This window comes from Streptomyces speibonae, from assembly GCF_984686075.1.
Genome location: NZ_OZ480260.1, coordinates 2,435,012 through 2,452,091 on the forward strand (window position 1 = coordinate 2,435,012; position 17,080 = coordinate 2,452,091).

14 protein-coding genes are annotated in these 17,080 nt (G+C 72.6%); 2 read left to right on the forward strand and 12 right to left on the reverse strand.

Annotation, left to right across the window (positions count from 1 at the left end; genetic code table 11):
- Positions 1-187: 187 nt before the first annotated feature.
- Positions 188-1,354, forward strand: coding sequence for a PQQ-dependent sugar dehydrogenase (locus AC5L3C_RS10630; RefSeq protein ID WP_493648656.1), 1,167 nt, complete (start codon positions 188-190; stop codon positions 1,352-1,354).
- Here the strand turns inward: AC5L3C_RS10630 and AC5L3C_RS10635 are convergent.
- The 7 genes from AC5L3C_RS10635 to AC5L3C_RS10665 all read right to left on the reverse strand — a co-directional run bounded on the left by AC5L3C_RS10635 (position 1,347) and on the right by AC5L3C_RS10665 (position 9,601).
- Positions 1,347-1,547, reverse strand: coding sequence for a DUF6191 domain-containing protein (locus AC5L3C_RS10635; protein ID WP_125504067.1), 201 nt, complete (start codon positions 1,545-1,547; stop codon positions 1,347-1,349). The genes AC5L3C_RS10630 and AC5L3C_RS10635 overlap by 8 nt on opposite strands.
- Positions 1,548-1,584: 37 nt before the next feature.
- Positions 1,585-4,641 carry a helix-turn-helix transcriptional regulator gene (locus tag AC5L3C_RS10640; protein ID WP_493648659.1) on the reverse strand — a complete coding sequence of 1,019 codons (3,057 nt, stop codon included), beginning with the start codon at positions 4,639-4,641 and terminating at the stop codon, positions 1,585-1,587.
- A 690-nt stretch (positions 4,642-5,331) separates the two neighbouring features.
- Entirely contained in the window at positions 5,332-5,514 is a 183-nt protein-coding gene (locus AC5L3C_RS10645) for a hypothetical protein (protein ID WP_493648660.1), read from the reverse strand.
- Positions 5,515-5,697: 183 nt separating this feature from the next.
- Positions 5,698-6,273, reverse strand: a complete 576-nt coding sequence (locus AC5L3C_RS10650) for a hypothetical protein (RefSeq protein ID WP_493648663.1) — start codon at positions 6,271-6,273, stop codon at positions 5,698-5,700.
- Between the two features lie 35 nt (positions 6,274-6,308).
- A complete protein-coding gene (locus AC5L3C_RS10655; RefSeq protein WP_493648664.1) occupies positions 6,309-6,863 on the reverse strand; it encodes a GNAT family N-acetyltransferase in 555 nt (184 codons plus the stop codon).
- On the reverse strand, positions 6,841-9,087 hold the full coding sequence (locus AC5L3C_RS10660; RefSeq protein WP_493648666.1) for an MMPL family transporter: 2,247 nt from the start codon (positions 9,085-9,087) through the stop codon (positions 6,841-6,843). Before AC5L3C_RS10660 ends, AC5L3C_RS10655 begins: the two co-directional genes overlap by 23 nt.
- 160 nt (positions 9,088-9,247) lie before the next feature.
- Entirely contained in the window at positions 9,248-9,601 is a 354-nt protein-coding gene (locus AC5L3C_RS10665; protein WP_493648668.1) for a hypothetical protein, read from the reverse strand.
- A gap of 187 nt (positions 9,602-9,788) precedes the next feature.
- On the opposite strand from AC5L3C_RS10665, the gene AC5L3C_RS10670 reads away from it, so the two are divergent.
- Entirely contained in the window at positions 9,789-10,592 is an 804-nt protein-coding gene (locus tag AC5L3C_RS10670; protein ID WP_493648670.1) for an SAM-dependent methyltransferase, read from the forward strand.
- 56 nt (positions 10,593-10,648) lie between these two features.
- On the opposite strand, the gene gatB is transcribed toward AC5L3C_RS10670, so the two are convergent.
- The 5 genes from gatB to AC5L3C_RS10695 form a co-directional block, all read right to left on the reverse strand.
- On the reverse strand, positions 10,649-12,163 hold the full coding sequence (gene gatB / locus AC5L3C_RS10675) for an Asp-tRNA(Asn)/Glu-tRNA(Gln) amidotransferase subunit GatB (RefSeq protein ID WP_493648671.1): 1,515 nt from the start codon (positions 12,161-12,163) through the stop codon (positions 10,649-10,651).
- 15 nt (positions 12,164-12,178) lie between these two features.
- On the reverse strand, positions 12,179-12,418 hold the full coding sequence (locus AC5L3C_RS10680) for a hypothetical protein (protein WP_004983148.1): 240 nt from the start codon (positions 12,416-12,418) through the stop codon (positions 12,179-12,181).
- On the reverse strand, positions 12,415-13,911 hold the full coding sequence (gene gatA / locus AC5L3C_RS10685; protein WP_493648673.1) for an Asp-tRNA(Asn)/Glu-tRNA(Gln) amidotransferase subunit GatA: 1,497 nt from the start codon (positions 13,909-13,911) through the stop codon (positions 12,415-12,417). The genes AC5L3C_RS10680 and gatA overlap by 4 nt, the downstream gene beginning before the upstream one ends.
- 5 nt (positions 13,912-13,916) lie before the next feature.
- The gene (gene gatC / locus AC5L3C_RS10690; RefSeq protein WP_125504077.1) at positions 13,917-14,213 is read right to left on the reverse strand and encodes an Asp-tRNA(Asn)/Glu-tRNA(Gln) amidotransferase subunit GatC; all 297 of its coding nucleotides are present in this window, start codon (positions 14,211-14,213) and stop codon (positions 13,917-13,919) included.
- A 357-nt stretch (positions 14,214-14,570) separates the two neighbouring features.
- Complete coding sequence (locus tag AC5L3C_RS10695) at positions 14,571-16,955, reverse strand: putative bifunctional diguanylate cyclase/phosphodiesterase (protein WP_493648675.1); 2,385 nt, start codon at positions 16,953-16,955, stop codon at positions 14,571-14,573.
- Between the last annotated feature and the right edge of the window lie 125 nt (positions 16,956-17,080).

Here is a 17,080-nt window from a genome sequence, read left to right on the forward strand (position 1 = left end):
TTCCGGGAGCCGGAGTGCCGGGGCGCGCGGGACGCGGGAGGGGTGCCGGGGGTTGCGGGACCCGGGAGGGTTCCGGGGGTTGCGGGGTTGGGAGGGTTCCGGGGGTTGCGGGGTTGGGGGTTCGGGAACCTGGGAGGCGCGGGCGGTGTATGACAGGTAGAACCCGCCGCGTGGAAGGGACGACATCGTGCGACATCGAGCCGTGACGGCCGTACTGGCCGCCGCCGCGCTCCTGCTGACGGCCGGCTGCTCCTCCGACGACGGAGGAGGAGCGGCTGCCGGGGACGGCAGCGCCCCCCCGAGTGACACGGCGACCCGGTCGTCGGCCCCGGAGCGTACCGGAGAGGAGACACCGCCCGCGAAGGGCTCGGTGAAGGTGACCCGCACGGTCGCGACGGGCCTGGCCAGCCCCTGGGGCCTGGCCCCCCTCCCGGGCGGCGACCTGCTGGTGTCGTCCCGCGACGAGGCGACGATCACCCTGGTCGACGGGGAGTCCGGAAAGAAGACCGAGCTGGGCGAGGTGCCGGGCGTGGAGCCGTCCGGCGAGGGCGGCCTCCTCGGCATCGCCCTCTCCCCCGAGTACGCGTCGGACCACATGATCTACGCCTACTTCACCTCCGCCTCGGACAACCGCATCGTCCGCCTGATCCACGACGACAAGAAGCCCGCGGGAGAACAGCTCGGCCAGCCCGACACCGTCTTCCGGGGCATCCCCAAGGGGGTGATCCACAACGGCGGCCGGATCGCCTTCGGCCCGGACAAGATGCTGTACGTGGGCACGGGTGAGAGCGGGGACACCGGCCTGTCCCAGAACAAGGACTCCCTGGGCGGCAAGATCCTCCGCCTGACGCCGGAGGGCGAACCGGCCCCGGGCAACCCGTTCTCCGACTCCCCGGTGTACTCCTACGGCCACCGCAATGTGCAGGGCTTGGCCTGGGACACCGAACAGCGGCTGTTCGCCTCGGAGTTCGGCCAGAACACCTGGGACGAGCTGAACGCGATCGAGCCCGGTGACAACTACGGCTGGCCGGAGGCGGAGGGCCGGTCCGACGACGGCGGCTTCCACGACCCGATCGACCAGTGGAGCACGGACGAGGCCTCGCCGAGCGGCATCGCCTACGCCGAGGGGTCGATCTGGATGGCGGGCCTGCGCGGGGAGCGCCTGTGGCGCATACCCCTGAAGGGCACGGCGGCCTCGGCGGAACCGGAGGCCTTCCTGGAGGGCGAGTACGGCCGGCTGCGTACGGTCGTCCCGGCGGGCGGCGACAAGTTGTGGCTGGTCACCAGCAACACGGACGGCCGGGGCAACCCGCAGGACGACGACGACCGCATCCTGGAACTCCAGGTCAGCTAGCCGGCCCGGGGTCCTCGTCGGCCTCTTCCTCCGGCGGCGCCGGGCGCACCGTGACCTTTCCGGACGCGAGGTCTATGGGTCCGCGTCCGGGGTCGGCGTCGCCGACGTCCTCCCGGGTCAGTTCCAGGCGGTTCTGCTCGTCACGCGTGTGCTTGCGGCCGGGGGCGAACAGTTCCTCGAAGGCGTTGAACATCGCTCCCCTTCCCAGGGCCGCATGCGTCGTACACCCATTATCCCGCCGCCAGCCGCTGACCGGCCGCCGCCGGGAACAGGCCGAGCCGATGGGCCACCGCCGCCGCCTCTCCGCGGCCGGAGACCCCCAGCTTGGCGAGGATGTTGGAGACGTGGACGCTGGCCGTCTTCGGGGAGATGAACAGCTCCTCGGCGATACGGCGATTGGTGTGGCCGGCCGCTACCAGGCGCAGCACGTCGCGCTCCCGGCTGGTGAGCCCGAGTGCCTCGGCCGGATCGGCGGGCTCCGCGTCCGCTTCCCGGACGGCGGGGGCCAGCACGAGGCGTGCGCGCTGGGCCAGCAGGGCGGCGGAGCGGGCCAGCGGCGCGGCGCCGAGATGGCCGGCGACGGCGTCGACCAGCCGCAGCAGTTCCGTGGCCCGGGCCCGTTCGTCGTCGCCCGCGCCGGAGGCGAGGAGCGCCTCGGCGAGCCGGTAGCGCACGCGTGCGAGGTCGTAGGGCCGCCCCAGCGGCTCCACCGCCTCGACGGCCGCGGACCACTCGTCCGGCTCGGGCCTGCCCTCGGCGCGCAGCAGTTCGGCACGCAGCCAGAGGTCGTAGGCCCGCCACACGGGCACCCCGGTCGTCAGGTTCTTCGCCGCCTTGCGGATCCGCTCCAGGATCTGCGGGCGGCCGGGTTCGGCCGCCGCGTCGCCGTGGGCGTCCGCCTCGGCGGTCGTGGCGGCGAGCAGCAGGGGCCAGCCGTAGCGCTGGGTGCCGGGCGGGAGGCCGGTGTCGAGGGCGGCGAGCAGCTGGGCGCGGGCGTCGGCCAGGCGGCCCTCGGCGGCGGCGAGCCCGATGGCGACCCACCTCATGGGAAGGGCGAACTGCGGCATCGGGTCGTGGGTGCCGAAGTAGGTGCGGGCGTCGGCGAGACGGCGGGCCGCCTCGGACAGGTCCCCCCGGTCGTAGGCGAGGTACGCCAGACGGATGGAGCCCCCGGCGCGCGGCTTGGCGCTCTGCTCGAGATGCTGTGCGCTGTCCGCGGCCAGCGCCGCCTCGTCCCAGCGGCCGAGGGAGTGCAGGGACTCGGCGAGGTTGCCCCACACCCAGCCCTCGGAGTCCGGCAGGCCGAGTCTGCGGGTGACGTGGACGCCCTCCTCGAGGAGCCGCACCGCCTCCTCCGAGCGGCCGACGCCTTCGAGGACGGACGGCAGGTTCACATGGGCGCGGGCCGCCACCATGTCCACGCACAGTTCGATCGCCCGGTCCTTGACCTCGTACATCTCGGCGAGCCCGGCCTCGATGTCACCGGCGTCGACCATGAGGCCGCCCAGGGTGAGGCGGGCGTTGAGCTCGATGTCGTGGGCGCCGACCATGCGCGCGTACTCGACGGCGCTCTCGGCGGCGGTCATGGCGTCCGGGCCGGGTTCGTGGAGCATCGACCAGTTGGCAGCGGCGGCGAGGACCTCGGCGTGCACCTCGGAGGGGGGCAGTCCGCGCACCAGGTCCTGCGCGGTACCGAGTTCGGCCCAGCCGTCGCCGCGGGCGAGGGCCTGGGTGAGCCGGGAGCGCTGCACCCAGAACCAGGCGGCGCGCAGCGGGTCGGGGTCCTCCTCCAGGAGGCGCAGGGCCCGCTTGGTGATCTTCATCGAGCGTTCGCGTTCCCCGCAGCGGCGGCCGGCGACGGCGGCTTCGGCCATCAGGTCCAGATAGCGCAGCGGGGTGGTCTCGGGGTCGCAGCCGCACGGAGGGTAGGCCTCGGCGTAGTCGACGGGGCGCAGGGTGTCCCGCACGGCGTCGGGGACGGCGTCCCACAGCTCCATGGCGCGCTCGAGCAGGCGCAGCTGCTCGGAGTAGGCGTGCCGTCTGCGGGCCGCGACGGAGGCGTCCAGGACGGCGGGCAGGGCCTTGGCCGCGTCGTGGGCGTGGTACCAGTAGCTGGCCAGGCGGGTCACCCGCTCGTCGGCGGGGACGAGGGTGGGGTCGGCCTCCAGGGCCTCGGCGTAGCGGCGGTTGAGGAGGGAGCGCTCGCCGGGCAGCAGGTCGTCACTGACGGCCTCGCGGACCAGGGAGTGGCGGAAACGGTAGCCGTCGCGGTCGGAGGCGGGCGAGAGGATGTTGGCGTTGACGCCGGCGCGCAGGGCCTCGATGAGGTCGTCCTCGGCGAGTCCGGCGACGGCGGCCAGCAGCCGGTCCTCGACGGTGGAGCCGCCTTCGGCGACGATCCTGGCGACCCGCTGGGCGCTCTCCGGCAGGCCCTCGACCCGGACCAGCAGCAGGTCGCGCAGGGTGTCGGTGAGGCCGGTGCAGCAGCCCTCGTCGGCGGCGACGGCGAGTTCCTCGACGAAGAAGGCGTTGCCGTCGGACCGTTCGAAGATGTCGTCGACCCGGTCCGCTTCGGGTTCGCGGGCGAGGATGCCGGCGATCTGCCGGTGCACCTCCTCGCGGTTGAAGCGGCCGAGTTCGACGCGCTGGACCGTGCGGAGCCGGTCGAGTTCGGCGAGGAGGGGGCGCAGCGGGTGACGGCGGTGGATGTCGTCGGAGCGGTAGGTGGCGAGGACGACGAGGCGGCCGGTGCGCAGGGTGCGGAAGAGATAGGCCAGGAGGTGACGGGTGGAGGCGTCGGCCCAGTGCAGGTCCTCCAGGGCGAGGACGACGGTGTGCTCGGCGGCGACCCGTTCCAGCAGGCGGGCGGTGAGCTCGAAGAGGCGGGCCATGCCCTGTTCGTCGCGGCGGGCCTCGCGGGCGGCGGCGGTGCCGAGCTCGGGCAGCAGCCGGGCCAGCTCCGACTCCTGCCCGGAGGCCGCGGCGGCGAGCTGCTCCGGAAGCTCGCGGCGCAGTTGGCGCAGGGCGGTGGAGAAGGGGGCGAAGGGCAGTCCGTCGGCGCCGATCTCGACGCAGCCGCCGAGTGCGATGACGGCGCCCTTGCGGCGGGCCGCCGCGGCGAACTCCTCGACGAGGCGGGTCTTGCCGACGCCGGCCTCCCCGGCGACCAGCAGCGCCTGCGGCTCACCGGCCCCGGCTCGCTCGAGCGCGCTGTTCAGGGTCCCGAACTCGGACGTACGACCGACGAACACCGGACTGACGGACTTGGTCTCCACGCCCCCGAGCATCGCACGCCCCTCCCCCCACCCGTCACCGCTTTTCTGCCCCACCCCCGGCTCCCGCCCGCGATCCGAACGCCGGGCCCACCGGCCACCAGACCCGGCCCGCCGTGCTGCGGCCCCCGCCCCGGCAGCCGACACCCTCCCGCACCCGACGTCGCCTGCGGACCAACGCCCGGAAGGGCAGCGGCAGCCATCGCGACCGTGGCCCACCGGCCACCGCAGCCTCACGGGACCCGGACCGGCACCAGCCCCGGGCCGCCGTGCGGTGGGCCCCGGCCCGATACGGGCAGCCGACGCCCTCCCGCACCCGACGGGTGCCGCCCGTCCGCGAAGCCGTACTCGATCCCGCCCCGCCCCGAACGAGCCGCCACTCGGCGTGGACCCGCCCCCCGATTACCAGGCAGAGAACTGGTCCCCGGAGGGCACAGCGGCCGACCTTGCCACGACAGCCGGCGCGACCGAAGCCCCCCGGCCGCCCGGCCGCAAAGCCCCGTCGAAGCTCGACCCGGTGCGGATCACCCGCGGATGCACGGCCCGACCCGGAGGGCCCAGCGGCCGACCCGGCCACGACAGCCGGCGCGACCGAAGCCGCCCCGCCACCCGGCCGCGAAGCCCCGCCAAAGCTGACCCGGTACGGCCCGGCCCGGGTGGGACGGCGGCCGACCCCCGTGCGGTCGCCGTGCGTGCTCGCGTGGGTCATGCGGCTCGGGCGAAGCGGGGGCGGCGGCGGTCGGTATGGCTCTCCGGCTCGGCGCCGCGTGCGGCGGCTTCGCGGCGGGCCGCACGGCGAAGACGCAGGGCCTCGCGGACCTGACGCTCGTGCTCGGCCTCGCGGACGAGCTCGTCGTGGCGGAGCCGGTGAAGTGCGTACTCGAACATGACGGGATCCCCCTGGCGGAGTCGGTGTCGACGTCGCTTTCTGCGATGCCTCCACCTTCGTCTCCAAGGTGGGTCGGCCACATCGGGAGACTTCCGTATCTTCGAGGGGGCCCGGGGCCTTAGAAGCCGCTTAGGAGGGTCGCCGGGTGCGGCGGACCCTCCTAAGACCTGTCCCGTCTGCTCTCAACTGGTCGCGGGCAGGCCCATGAGTACGTCGGTGTACTTGAGGACGGCCAGCAGCAGTCCGATGACGCCCAGCGAGACACCCGCCCAGGCGACCGACTTGATCCAGGGCGCCTGGACGATCCGGCCGGGCGTTCCGAAGGCGGGCCGCGCGAGCACCACGGCCCCCACGACGAGCGCGGTCAGGGCGAAGAGGCCGGCCCACAGGGCAGTGGTGTGCCAGGCGTCGCCGTACACCTCCTTGACCTGGGTGGCGACGCCGGCGTCCGCGGCCGTCTCCAGCTGGCCCACGAGGGTCTCCCGCGCGGCGGCCACGGTGCCGAGCCAGCCGCCGGTGAGCGAGACGAGGCCCAGTGCCGCCGAGACGATCGCGGCGGCGCCCTGCCCGACACCGGACGGGTCCTCGTCCTCGGACGTCTCGCCGGTGCCCGCTTCCGTCCCCGCTTCCGTCCCCACTTCCGTCCCGGCTTCCGTTTGCTCGTCCGTCCCGGTGGCGTCGTCGGGCTCAGTGGCCTCCACCGCCGTCTCGTCGCGCTCGGTGTCGGCTCCGGTTTCGTCCACTGTCCTGGTTCCCATGCCCGGCACCGTACGGACGTTCCATGAGAGGCCGCTTAATGATCGCGGGCGCGCCACTCCGGGGCGAGGACGGACCAGATCTCCAGGTCGTGACGCACACCCTGGTGAAGATGGGCCTCGCGGCGCACGCCGTCGCGCCTCATGCCGAGCCGCCGGGCGACGTCGATGCTCGGTCCGTTGCCGGCCGCGGCGACCCACTCCACGCGGTGGATGCCGCGCTGCTCGACCGCCCAGTCGATGAGCACCCGCATCGCGCGGGTGACGAGCCCGCGTCCGGTGGCGGCGGGCTCCAGCCAGCAGCCGACCTCGCAGGTGCCGTTCCCGGCGTCGAAGTTCAGGGTGAGCACTCCGCCCACGAGCCGGCCATCCAGCCACACCCCGTGCAGGGAAGCGGTGTCGGCGGCACGCCAGTCGGCGTACCGCTGGAGCACCTCCCGCGCGCCGGCCACGTCCGTGGCCCGGGCACCGAAGGGGATGTACCGGTTGATGAACTCCCGGCCCCGGTCGAGGTGGGCGAGGAACTCCTCGGCGTGCCAGGGCTCCAGCGGGCGCAGCTCGGCCTCGTCGTCACCCAGTCGTATCGCGTACATCCCGCTGCTGCTCCTCCTCGGCCAGTACGTTCGCCACCTCGGCGTCCGTGGCGGCGGCCAGCCTCTCATGGGCCGCACGGCACTCGGGCGGCTCGATGCTGATCCGGGGCAGGATCCGGTCCAGCGAGCGCGGCAGCCACCAGTTGGCGCCGCCGAGGAGGTGCATGAGGGCGGGGACCAGCAGGGTGCGCAGGACGAAGGCGTCGAGGGCGACGGCCGCGGCGAGCGCGATGCCGAACATGGCGATCACGCGGTCGCCGCTGAGGACGAAGGCGAGGAAGACCGAAATCATGATCACGGCCGCGGAGTTGATCACCCGGCTGGTCTCCGCGAGGCCGACGCGGACGGCGCGCCGGTTGTCCCCGGTCTCCAGCCACTCCTCGTACATCCGGCTCACCAGGAAGACCTGGTAGTCCATGGAGAGCCCGAAGAGGACGGACACCATGATCACGGGGAGGAAGGGTTCGATGGGGCCGGAGCTGCCCAGGCCGAGCAGTTCGCTGCCCCAGCCCCACTGGAATATCGCCACGACCACGCCGAAGGCCGCGGCGACGGCGGCCACGTTCATGGCGGCGGCCTTGAGCGGGATGCCGATCGAGCGGAAGGCCAGCAGGAGCAGCAGACAGCCCAGGCCGATCACGACCCCCACGAAGAGGGGCAGCTTGTCGACGATCACGTCGGCGAAGTCGTCGTAGGCGGCCGTCAGGCCCCCCACGTGCACGTCGAGCGAGGTGCCCGACTCGGTCCGGGGCAGCACGTCCTCGCGCAGCCGGTCGACCAGGTCACTGGTCGCCTTCGACTGCGGCGAGGACTCCGGGACGACGGTCAGGTACGCGGTGTCGCCGCCCTGGCCGTAGGTGACCGGCGAGGCGGAGGCCACGCCGTCGGTGGTGCGCAGGGTGGTGCCGAGGTTGTCGAGGGCGAGGCGGTCCTGGGCGTCGTCGACCTCGGCGACGAGGGTGAGGGGGCCGTTCACCCCGGGGCCGAAGCCGTCGGCGAGGAGGTCGTAGGCCTGGCGGGTGGTGGAGGCCTTGGGGTCGTTGCCCTGGTCGGAGGTGCCCAGGTGCAGCGAGAGCGTGGGCAGTGCGAGGACGGCGACGACGACGAGTGCGAGGGCGCCGAGCAGCTTCGGGTGGCGCTCCACGAACGCCGACCAGCGGGCGGCGAACCCGGTCGGCAGCTCCGGTTCGGGCCCCTGCTCCGCCAGCCGGCGCCGCTCGCGGCGGCTGAGCGCGCGCATGCCGATGAACGACAGCAGGGCGGGCAGCAGGGTCACGGAGGCGGCGACGGTCAGTACGACGGTGAGCGAGGCGGCTATCGCGACGCCGTTGAGGAAGTTCAGCCGGAGGATCAGCATGCCGAGCAGGGCGATGCACACGGTCGCACCCGCAAAGACGACCGCGCGTCCTGTGGTGGCGACGGCGCTGGTGGCGGCCTCGGTGACGGTGAGCCCGCGCTTCAGCCCGCGTCGGTGCCGGGTGACGATGAACAGGGCGTAGTCGATGCCCACGCCGAGCCCGATCAGCATGCCCAGCATGGGGGCGAAGTCGGCGACGGTCATGACGTGCCCGAGCAGCACGATGCCCGAGTACGCGGTCCCCACGCCGACCAGGGCGGTGGCGATGGGCAGCAGCGCGGCGGCGGGCGAGCCGAAGGCGATCAGGAGGACGACGGCGGCGACCAGCACACCGACGATCTCGGCGGTGTGCCCGCCGGAGGACTCGCTGAGCCCGACGGCACTGCCGCCCAGCTCGACGCGCAGCTCGTCGGTCTCGGCGCTCTGTGCCGTGTCGACCACGGCAGCTGCCTCACCTGCGTCGATGTCCTTGCTCTGGTCCTCGAAGACGACCGTGGCGTAGGCGGTGCGGCCGTCCTGGCTGACCCGTCCGGCGCCCCCGTCGTCGTACGGGCCGCTCACGGCGGCGACGCCGGGGAGGCCCTCGATCCGGTCCAGGGTGCGGGTCATGCTCTGCTCGACACCGCTGTCCCGGACACTGCCGGACGAGGTGTGCCAGACCACGGTGTCGCTGTCACCGCCAAGATCCGAAAAGCCCTCTTTCAGCAGCTCGGCGGCCCGCCCGGACTCGGTACCGGGCACCTTGTAGTCGTTCGAGTATGCGGAACCGGCGGCGAAGGCGCCCGCCGCCACCCCGCCGAGGGCGAGGAGCCAGAGCAGAACGACGACGAGACGGCGTTGGACACACCAGCGTGCTAGGGCTGCCACGAACGTGCTCCCAGGGTGACTCGGTGTGGATCTTTGGCCGGGAACAGTCGTGCTGAGAACGAACAACCCGCAAAGAACGCATGAGCAATGCACTGACACTCTTGCAGGCGAAAATGATCGTTTGTCGCTTTCGTGGACTAACTCACATTTCTCGCGGTGATCAGTCGAACTGGTCCCCCAGCGCCATGACCAGGAGTCCGGCGATCAGCAGCCACAACGCCCAGCGGGTACGCCCCCGGGCCCCCAGCACCGCCGCGAGGCCGCAGACCGCGGCCCCGCAGGCGTACGCGGCGGGCACGACGGCCGGCGCGGAACCGGTGGTCCGGAGCAGCGCGGCGGCCACCCCCGCCAGGGCGAGCACGCTCCCGGTGCCGACCGCGGCCCACCGTGCCCGCCGCGCCTCTCCCTCTCTCTCGGCCTCGTCGGCTTCCTCGACGTCATCGACGTCATCGACGCCATCGACGTCGTCGGCCCGAGCGTCCTGGGGAAGGTCGGAATCAGCGGGTCCACTCATGGCGCGGGAGCGTAGCGCGTCGGTCCGGAAAACCCGGATGCGGCCCCCGCCGCCCGCCTGCTAGCGTCCACCGGTCCTCTGCCCCGCGGCAGCCCGCCCACGTCCGAAGCAGGTGCTTTGATGCTTGTCCGTCCGATCTCCGAGCCGATCTTTTCCCTCTTCACGGCCCCAAGGAGCCCGTTCACCGATGTCGGACATCACATCGAACACAACGCACGACGACCTCGCTAGCCGCCTCACACTCCCCCGGTATCCCCGCAGCAGCGCCTACGACCCCCGCTGGACCGTCGAGAACGCGATGGGCCCGCACGCGCTGTGGCTGCTGGAGTGGCTCGCCCCGGCCCTCGGCCTCGACAGCCTGCGCCCCGGCGCGCGCGTGCTCGACCTGGGCTGCGGACGCGCCATGACGTCCGTCTTCCTGGCCAGGGAGTACGACGTGCGGGTCACCGCGGCCGACCTGTGGATCGCACCGGACGACAACGCGCGCTGCATCGCCGAGGCGGGCCTCGCCGACCAGGTGCTGCCGGTGCTCGCCGAGGCGCACGACCTGCCCTTCGGACAGGAGAGCTTCGACGCGATCGTCTCGATCGACGCCTACCACTACTTCGGCACGGACGACCTCTACCTCCCGACGCTCACCCGGCTGCTGAAGCCGGGCGGGCGGATCGGGATCGTCGTCCCGGCGGTCCCGGAGGAACTGCGGGGCGTGGAACCGCCGGAGCATCTGAAGCCCCACTGGGACCCCGCGTTCTGGTCGTTCCACAGCCCGGCCTGGTGGCGCCGTCACTGGACCCGCAGCGGTGCCGTGGCGGTCGAGACGGCCGACTGGCTGGAGGACGGCTGGAAGGAGTGGCTGCTCTGGTGCGACGTCGTCGCCGAGGAGAGCACGGAGGAGTTCCACGTGCGGATGAGCCGGGAAAACGCGGACCTGCTGCGCGCCGACCGGGGCCGCACCCTGGGCTTCGCCCGTGTGGTGGGCCGCAGGCCCTGACACACGGCTGAGCCGGAGGGGACACATCCGTCCCCTCCGGCTCGGGCCCGGAGAACTCAGCCCTCGCCGGCGCCCAGCTTCTCCAGGATCAGCTCCTTCACGCGGGCCGCGTCCGCCTGGCCGCGCGTGGCCTTCATGACGGCACCGACCAGCGCACCGGCCGCCGCGACCTTGCCGCCGCGGATCTTGTCCGCGATGGCCGGGTTGCCGGCGATGGCCTCGTCCACGGCCGCGGTGAGCGCGCCCTCGTCGGAGACCACCTTCAGACCGCGCTTGTCGACGACCTCGTCCGGGGTGCCCTCACCGGCGAGCACGCCCTCGATGACCTGACGGGCCAGCTTGTCGTTGAGCGAACCCTCGGACACCAGGGCGGCGACCCGGGCGACCTGCTCGGGGGTGATCGCCAGCTCGTCGAGCGCCGTGCCGGACTCGTTGGCGGCGCGGGCGAGCTCACCCATCCACCACTTGCGGGCGGACGCCGCGTCGGCACCGGCGTCGATGGTGGCGACGATCGGGTCCAGCGCACCGGCGTTGAGGATCGCCTGCATGTCGGTGCCGGAGATCCCCCACTCCTCACGGAGCCGGTTGCGGCGCACCAGCGGCAGCTCGGGCAGCCCCTCGCGCAGCTTCTCGACCCACTCGCGGGCGGGCGCCACGGGCACCAGGTCGGGCTCCGGGAAGTACCGGTAGTCCTCGGCCTCCTCCTTCACCCGGCCCGAGGTCGTCGACCCCGTGTCCTCGTGGAAGTGCCGGGTCTCCTGCACGATCGTCCCGCCGGACGACAGCACGGCGGCGTGCCGCTGGATCTCGAACCGGGCGGCGCGCTCGACGGACCGCAGCGAGTTGACGTTCTTGGTCTCGCTGCGGGTGCCGAACGTGTCGGCGTCCTTCGGCATGAGCGACAGGTTGACGTCGCACCGCATCTGGCCCATCTCCATCCGGGCCTCGGACACACCGAGCGCCCGGATGAGCTCGCGCAGCTCGCGGACGTAGGCCCGGGCGACCTCGGGAGCGCGCTCGCCGGTACCGACGATCGGCTTGGTGACGATCTCGATGAGCGGGATGCCCGCGCGGTTGTAGTCGAGCAGCGAGTGGGAGGCCCCGTGGATACGGCCCGTCGCACCGCCGACGTGCGTCGACTTGCCGGTGTCCTCCTCCATGTGGGCGCGCTCGATCTCCACGCGGAAGACCTCGCCGTCCTCCAGCTGCACGTCGAGGTAGCCGTTGAAGGCGATGGGCTCGTCGTACTGGGAGGTCTGGAAGTTCTTCGGCATGTCCGGATAGAAGTAGTTCTTCCGGGCGAAGCGGCACCATTCGGCGATCTCGCAGTTCAGCGCGAGGCCGATCTTGATCGCGGACTCGACGCCGGTCGCGTTGACGACCGGGAGAGCGCCGGGCAGGCCGAGGCAGACCGGGCAGGTCTGCGCGTTGGCGTCGGCGCCCAGCTCGGTCGAGCATCCGCAGAACATCTTGGTCCTGGTGCCGAGTTCGACATGGACCTCGAGGCCCATGACGGGGTCGTACGACGCGAGCGCGTCCTCGTACGACACCAGGTCGGTCGTGGTGGTCACGGTGAAACTTCCCTCTCAGCCCAGCAGGACGTCGTCGTCGCCCAGCCGCTTCAGCTCGCGGTAGAGGATGGCGAGGCCGGTGACGATGGCGGCGGCGGACACGGTGGCGTCGATGAGGACCAGGGTGTCCTTCTCCAGCCGCGCCTTCTTGACACGCTTGGCGACCCCGATCGCGCCGAAGGCGGTGGCCGCCATGGACAGGTACGTACCGGACTTGGACTTCTTGAAGCCCTTGGCCTTGGTCAGTGCACTCACAGCGACGGAGCCTCCTCGAGCAGCGGGTGGCCCCACTTTTCCACGAAGGCGGCCTCGACGGCGGCACCCACCTTGTAGAGGCGGTCGTCCTTCATGACCGGGGCGATGATCTGCAGTCCGACCGGCAGCCCGTCCTCGGGCGCGAGGCCGCAGGGCAGCGACATGGCGGCGTTGCCGGCCAGGTTGGTCGGGATGGTGCACAGGTCGGCGAGGTACATCGCCATCGGGTCGTCGGCGCGCTCGCCGATCGGGAAGGCGGTGGTGGGCGTCGTCGGGGAGACGATCACGTCGACCTGCTCGAACGCCGCGTCGAAGTCCTGCTTGATCAGCGTGCGGACCTTCTGGGCGCTGCCGTAGTACGCGTCGTAGTAGCCGGAGCTGAGCGCGTACGTCCCCAGCATGATCCGGCGCTTGACCTCGTCACCGAAGCCGGCCGCGCGGGTCAGCGAGGTGACCTCCTCGGCGGAGCGCGTGCCGTCGTCGCCGGTCCGCAGGCCGTAGCGCAGGCCGTCGAAGCGGGCGAGGTTGGAGGAGCACTCGGAGGGCGCGATCAGGTAGTAGGCGGACAACGCCAGGTCGAACGACGGGCAGTCCAGCTCCACGATCTCGGCGCCGAGCCCCTTCAGCAGTTCCACCGACTCGTCGAACCGCTGGACGACACCGGCCTGGTAGCCCTCGCCGCGGAACTGCTTGACGACGCCGACCCGCATCCCGGCCACGGACCCGTTGCGGGCCGCCTCGACGACCGGGGGCACCGGCTCGTCGATGGAGGTGGAGTCCATCGGGTCGTGCCCGGCGATCACCTCGTGCAGCAGGGCCGCGTCGAGGACGGTACGGGCACAGGGGCCGCCCTGGTCCAGGGAGCTGGAGAAGGCGACCATGCCGTACCGGGACACGGCACCGTAGGTCGGCTTCACGCCGACGGTGCCGGTGACGGCCGCGGGCTGGCGGATGGACCCGCCGGTGTCGGTGCCGATGGCGAGCGGCGCCTGGAACGAGGCGAGCGCGGCGGACGACCCGCCGCCGGAGCCTCCGGGAATCCTGGTCAGATCCCACGGGTTGCCGGTCGGCCCGTAGGCGCTGTTCTCGGTGCTGGACCCCATGGCGAACTCGTCCATGTTGGTCTTGCCGAGGATGACGACGTCGGCGGCCTTGAGCCGCTTGGTGAGCGTCGCGTCGTACGGCGGGATCCAGCCCTCGAGCATCTTGGAGCCGACGGTGGTCGGGATGCCCTCGGTGGTGAAGATGTCCTTGAGCGCGAGCGGGACACCGGCCAGCGGGCCGAGCTTCTCCCCCTTGGCCCGCTTCTCGTCGACGGCACGGGCCTGCGCGAGGGCGCCCTCGCGGTCGACGTGCAGGAAGGCGTGCACCTTCTCGTCGACGGCCTCGATCCGGGCCAGGTGGGCCTCGGTGACCTCGACGGCCGTGAGCTCGCCGGAGGCGATCTTCGCGGCGGTCTCGGCCGCGGTGAGCCTGATGATGTGATCGCTCATGCGGGTTACTCCTCCCCCAGGATCTGCGGCACCTTGAAACGCTGCTGCTCCTGGGCCGGGGCGCTGGAGAGCGCCTGCTCGGGGGTGAGCGAGGGACGGACCTCGTCCGGCCGCATGACGTTGGTCAGCGGGAGCGGGTGCGAGGTCGGCGGTACGTCTTGGTCGGCGACTTCGCTGACGCGGGCGACCGCGCCGATGATGTCGTCGAGCTGGCCTGCGAAGTGGTCGAGCTCTTCGGGCTTCAGCTCCAGACGCGCCAGCCGGGCGAGGTGGGCGACCTCCTCGCGCGTGATGCCAGGCATGCAGCGATCCTCTGGGGTGAGTGTGAGTGTTTTGGCTCCAATCCTATGGGGCACCGCCCCCTGCCCGTGAAACCCGTTCGCCTCACGCCGTCGCACGCCGAGTACAGCGCCCTCACCCTCCCCCCTGCGACTCCCCACCTACGACCGAAGGATCCGATCAGCCGCCGACGGCGAGGAGGGGCCGGGACGGGGGTGTGCGCCCGCAGCGACTGGCGCGTCCGCACCGAGCACTCGACCGACAAACTCAATCGCGCCGGTCCGAGGACGTACACCCCCGTCCCGGCCCGCACCCCCACCCACCGCCGCTACGCGCACCCCCACCGGAGGAGCACAGGCGCCGCAGGCAGGAGGGCCCAGTCAGTCCTCGCCCGTGGTCGTGGCCGCCGGAAGGGCAGCCGCCGGCCGCTGCCACCCCCGGGACCCCCGGGCCAGCAGCCACGCCGTCGTCTCGTCCGGCGGCATCGCCGCGGCGACCAGCCACCCCTGCACCGCGTCGCACCGCAGATCCCGCAACCGCTCCCAGGTCTCGTCGTCCTCGACGCCCTCCGCCACCACCAGCAGCCCGAGCGAGTGCGCCAGATCCACCGTGCAGCGCACGATTTCGGCGTCCTCGTTGTCCACCGCCAGCCGCGCCACGAACGACCGGTCGATCTTCAGCTCGCTCACCGGCAGCCGCCGCAGATGCACCAACGACGAGTACCCCGTCCCGAAGTCGTCCAGGGACATCTTCACCCCGTGCCCCGTCAGCGCGTTCAGCGTGTCCGCCGCACGCTGCGGGTCCTCCAGCAGCACATGCTCGGTGATCTCCAGTTGGAGCGCTCCCGCGGGAACGCCGTGCCGCGCCAGCCGCGCTGCCACGGACCCGGCGAACCCGGGCGTGTGCACATCGCGCGGCGAGACATTGACCGCGACCGGCACGAACAACCCCTGCGACCGCCACTCGGCGACCTGCCCGAGCGCGGTCTCCAGCACGTACTCCGTGAGGTGCGGCATCAGCCCGGACGACTCCGCGATCGCTATGAACTCGTCCGGCGGCACCTTGCCCCGCTCCGGATGCACCCACCGCACCAGCGCCTCCAGCCCGGCGACCTGCCCGTCGAAGCGGACCTTGGGCTGGTAGTGCAGCTCCACCTCGTGCGCGTCCAGCGCCCTGCGCAGATCGCCCAGCAGCCCGAGCCGGTCGGGGGTGTTGGAGTCGCGCTTGGACTCGTACGCCTCGACCCCCGTACGGTCCCGCTTGGCCTGGTACATCGCGACGTCCGCCCGCCGCAGCAGCCCCTCGGCGTCCACCGCGTGGTCCGGGAACACGGCGACTCCCGCGCTCGCCTCCAGAACCAGGGTGAGTCCGTCGAGGTCGAGCGGGGAGCTGAGGGCCGCGACGAGGCCGCGGGCGGCGCGGGTCGCGGAGGTCGTGGAGTCGGCGACGGGCAGTAAGACGGCGAACTCGTCACCGCCGAGCCGCGCGGCCTCCGCCCCGCGGGGCAGCGCGGCTCTCAGCCGGTCGGCGATCTGCAACAGCAGCCGGTCACCGGCACGGTGTCCGAGCGTGTCGTTGACCGACCGGAACCGGTCCAGATCGATCAGCATCAGAGCGGCGCGCGCACCGATCCGCTCCGCGTCGTCCAGCGCCGTCCAGATCCGCTCCAGCAGCCACTGCCGGTTGGGCAGCCCGGTCAGCGGGTCGCGCAGCTGCTCCTCGGCCCGCGCGCGGGCTATCCACAGTGTGGAGTCGAGGGCGATCAACGGGATGGAGAACAGCGGCAGCAGCAGCGGCTTGGCGTCGGCGACGACACACACCAGCGGCGTTATGCCGAGCAGGGCGACGGCGACCAGCCCCTGCCGCACCAGGGCGGTTCGGGCGACGGTGGGCAGCCCCTCGCGCGGGGTCTGCAGGTACCACAGGAGCGCGCGGGTGACCGCGAGATAGACGGTGGCGACGAGCACCACCCCGGGGCCGGTGTAGAAGGTCCAGGTGTCCGGAGTCGACGGCGACTCGACGGACGGCACGGAGCCGAACGCGGCCAGCACCAGCGCCCCGGCGCCGATGCCGAGCAGATCCACCGCGCCGTGCAGCACGCCCTGCCGCCAGCGGCCGCGCCGGGCGATGCCGACCAGCACGACGACGGTGAGGCTGACCATTCCGGCCGCGACCCAGCCGTACATCAGCAGCACGGCCAGGGTGAGGGCGGCGCCCGAACCGGTGCCGCCCCACCAGCGCGACCGCCCGAGCATCACCAGATGCCCGACGATGATGCCGGTCAGCACGGCCAGGGACCAGCCGACGGTCCCGGACGGGAAGAGCGCGTGCCCTCCGGTGAACGCCCGCAGGAACCCCGCGCCCAGCACGAACCCGGCCGCGGCGACGACGGCGGTGGGCAACGCGGGCCAGGACGGGTGCCGTTCGCTCTCCGCCTCGGGCCCCCCGGGCCCGCCCGCGGAGCCCGCCTGCCGCAGACCCGACAGCCCGGAACGCGACAGCCTGGAACCCGCCTGCCCCGCACCCGGAAACCCGGAACCGCCCTGCCCGGCACCCGAAGTCACCGCCCGCACCGGCTCGCCCCCCGACGGCCCGCCGACGCCCGCCCGTCCCGCGCCGCGCGCGTCCGCGGCGCCCGCTGCGGTGCGCCCCTGCGCGCCCGGCTGCCCCGCGGGCCGCCCGTTCCGCCGGCCACGTCGCCACGCGACCGCCATACGGCGCAGGCGCAGCCGTGAGCCCGGGGCGGCGCTCTCGGTCGGTTCCATTCCCGTCCCTCTCACAGCCGGCGGTGCCCACGCCACGCGGCCCGATGCCCGACAACCCTCAGCGGCTCCGCGGTGGAAAGCCCCTCCCCGGACCCTTCACGGGTACGGGGTTGCCCCGACCGCAA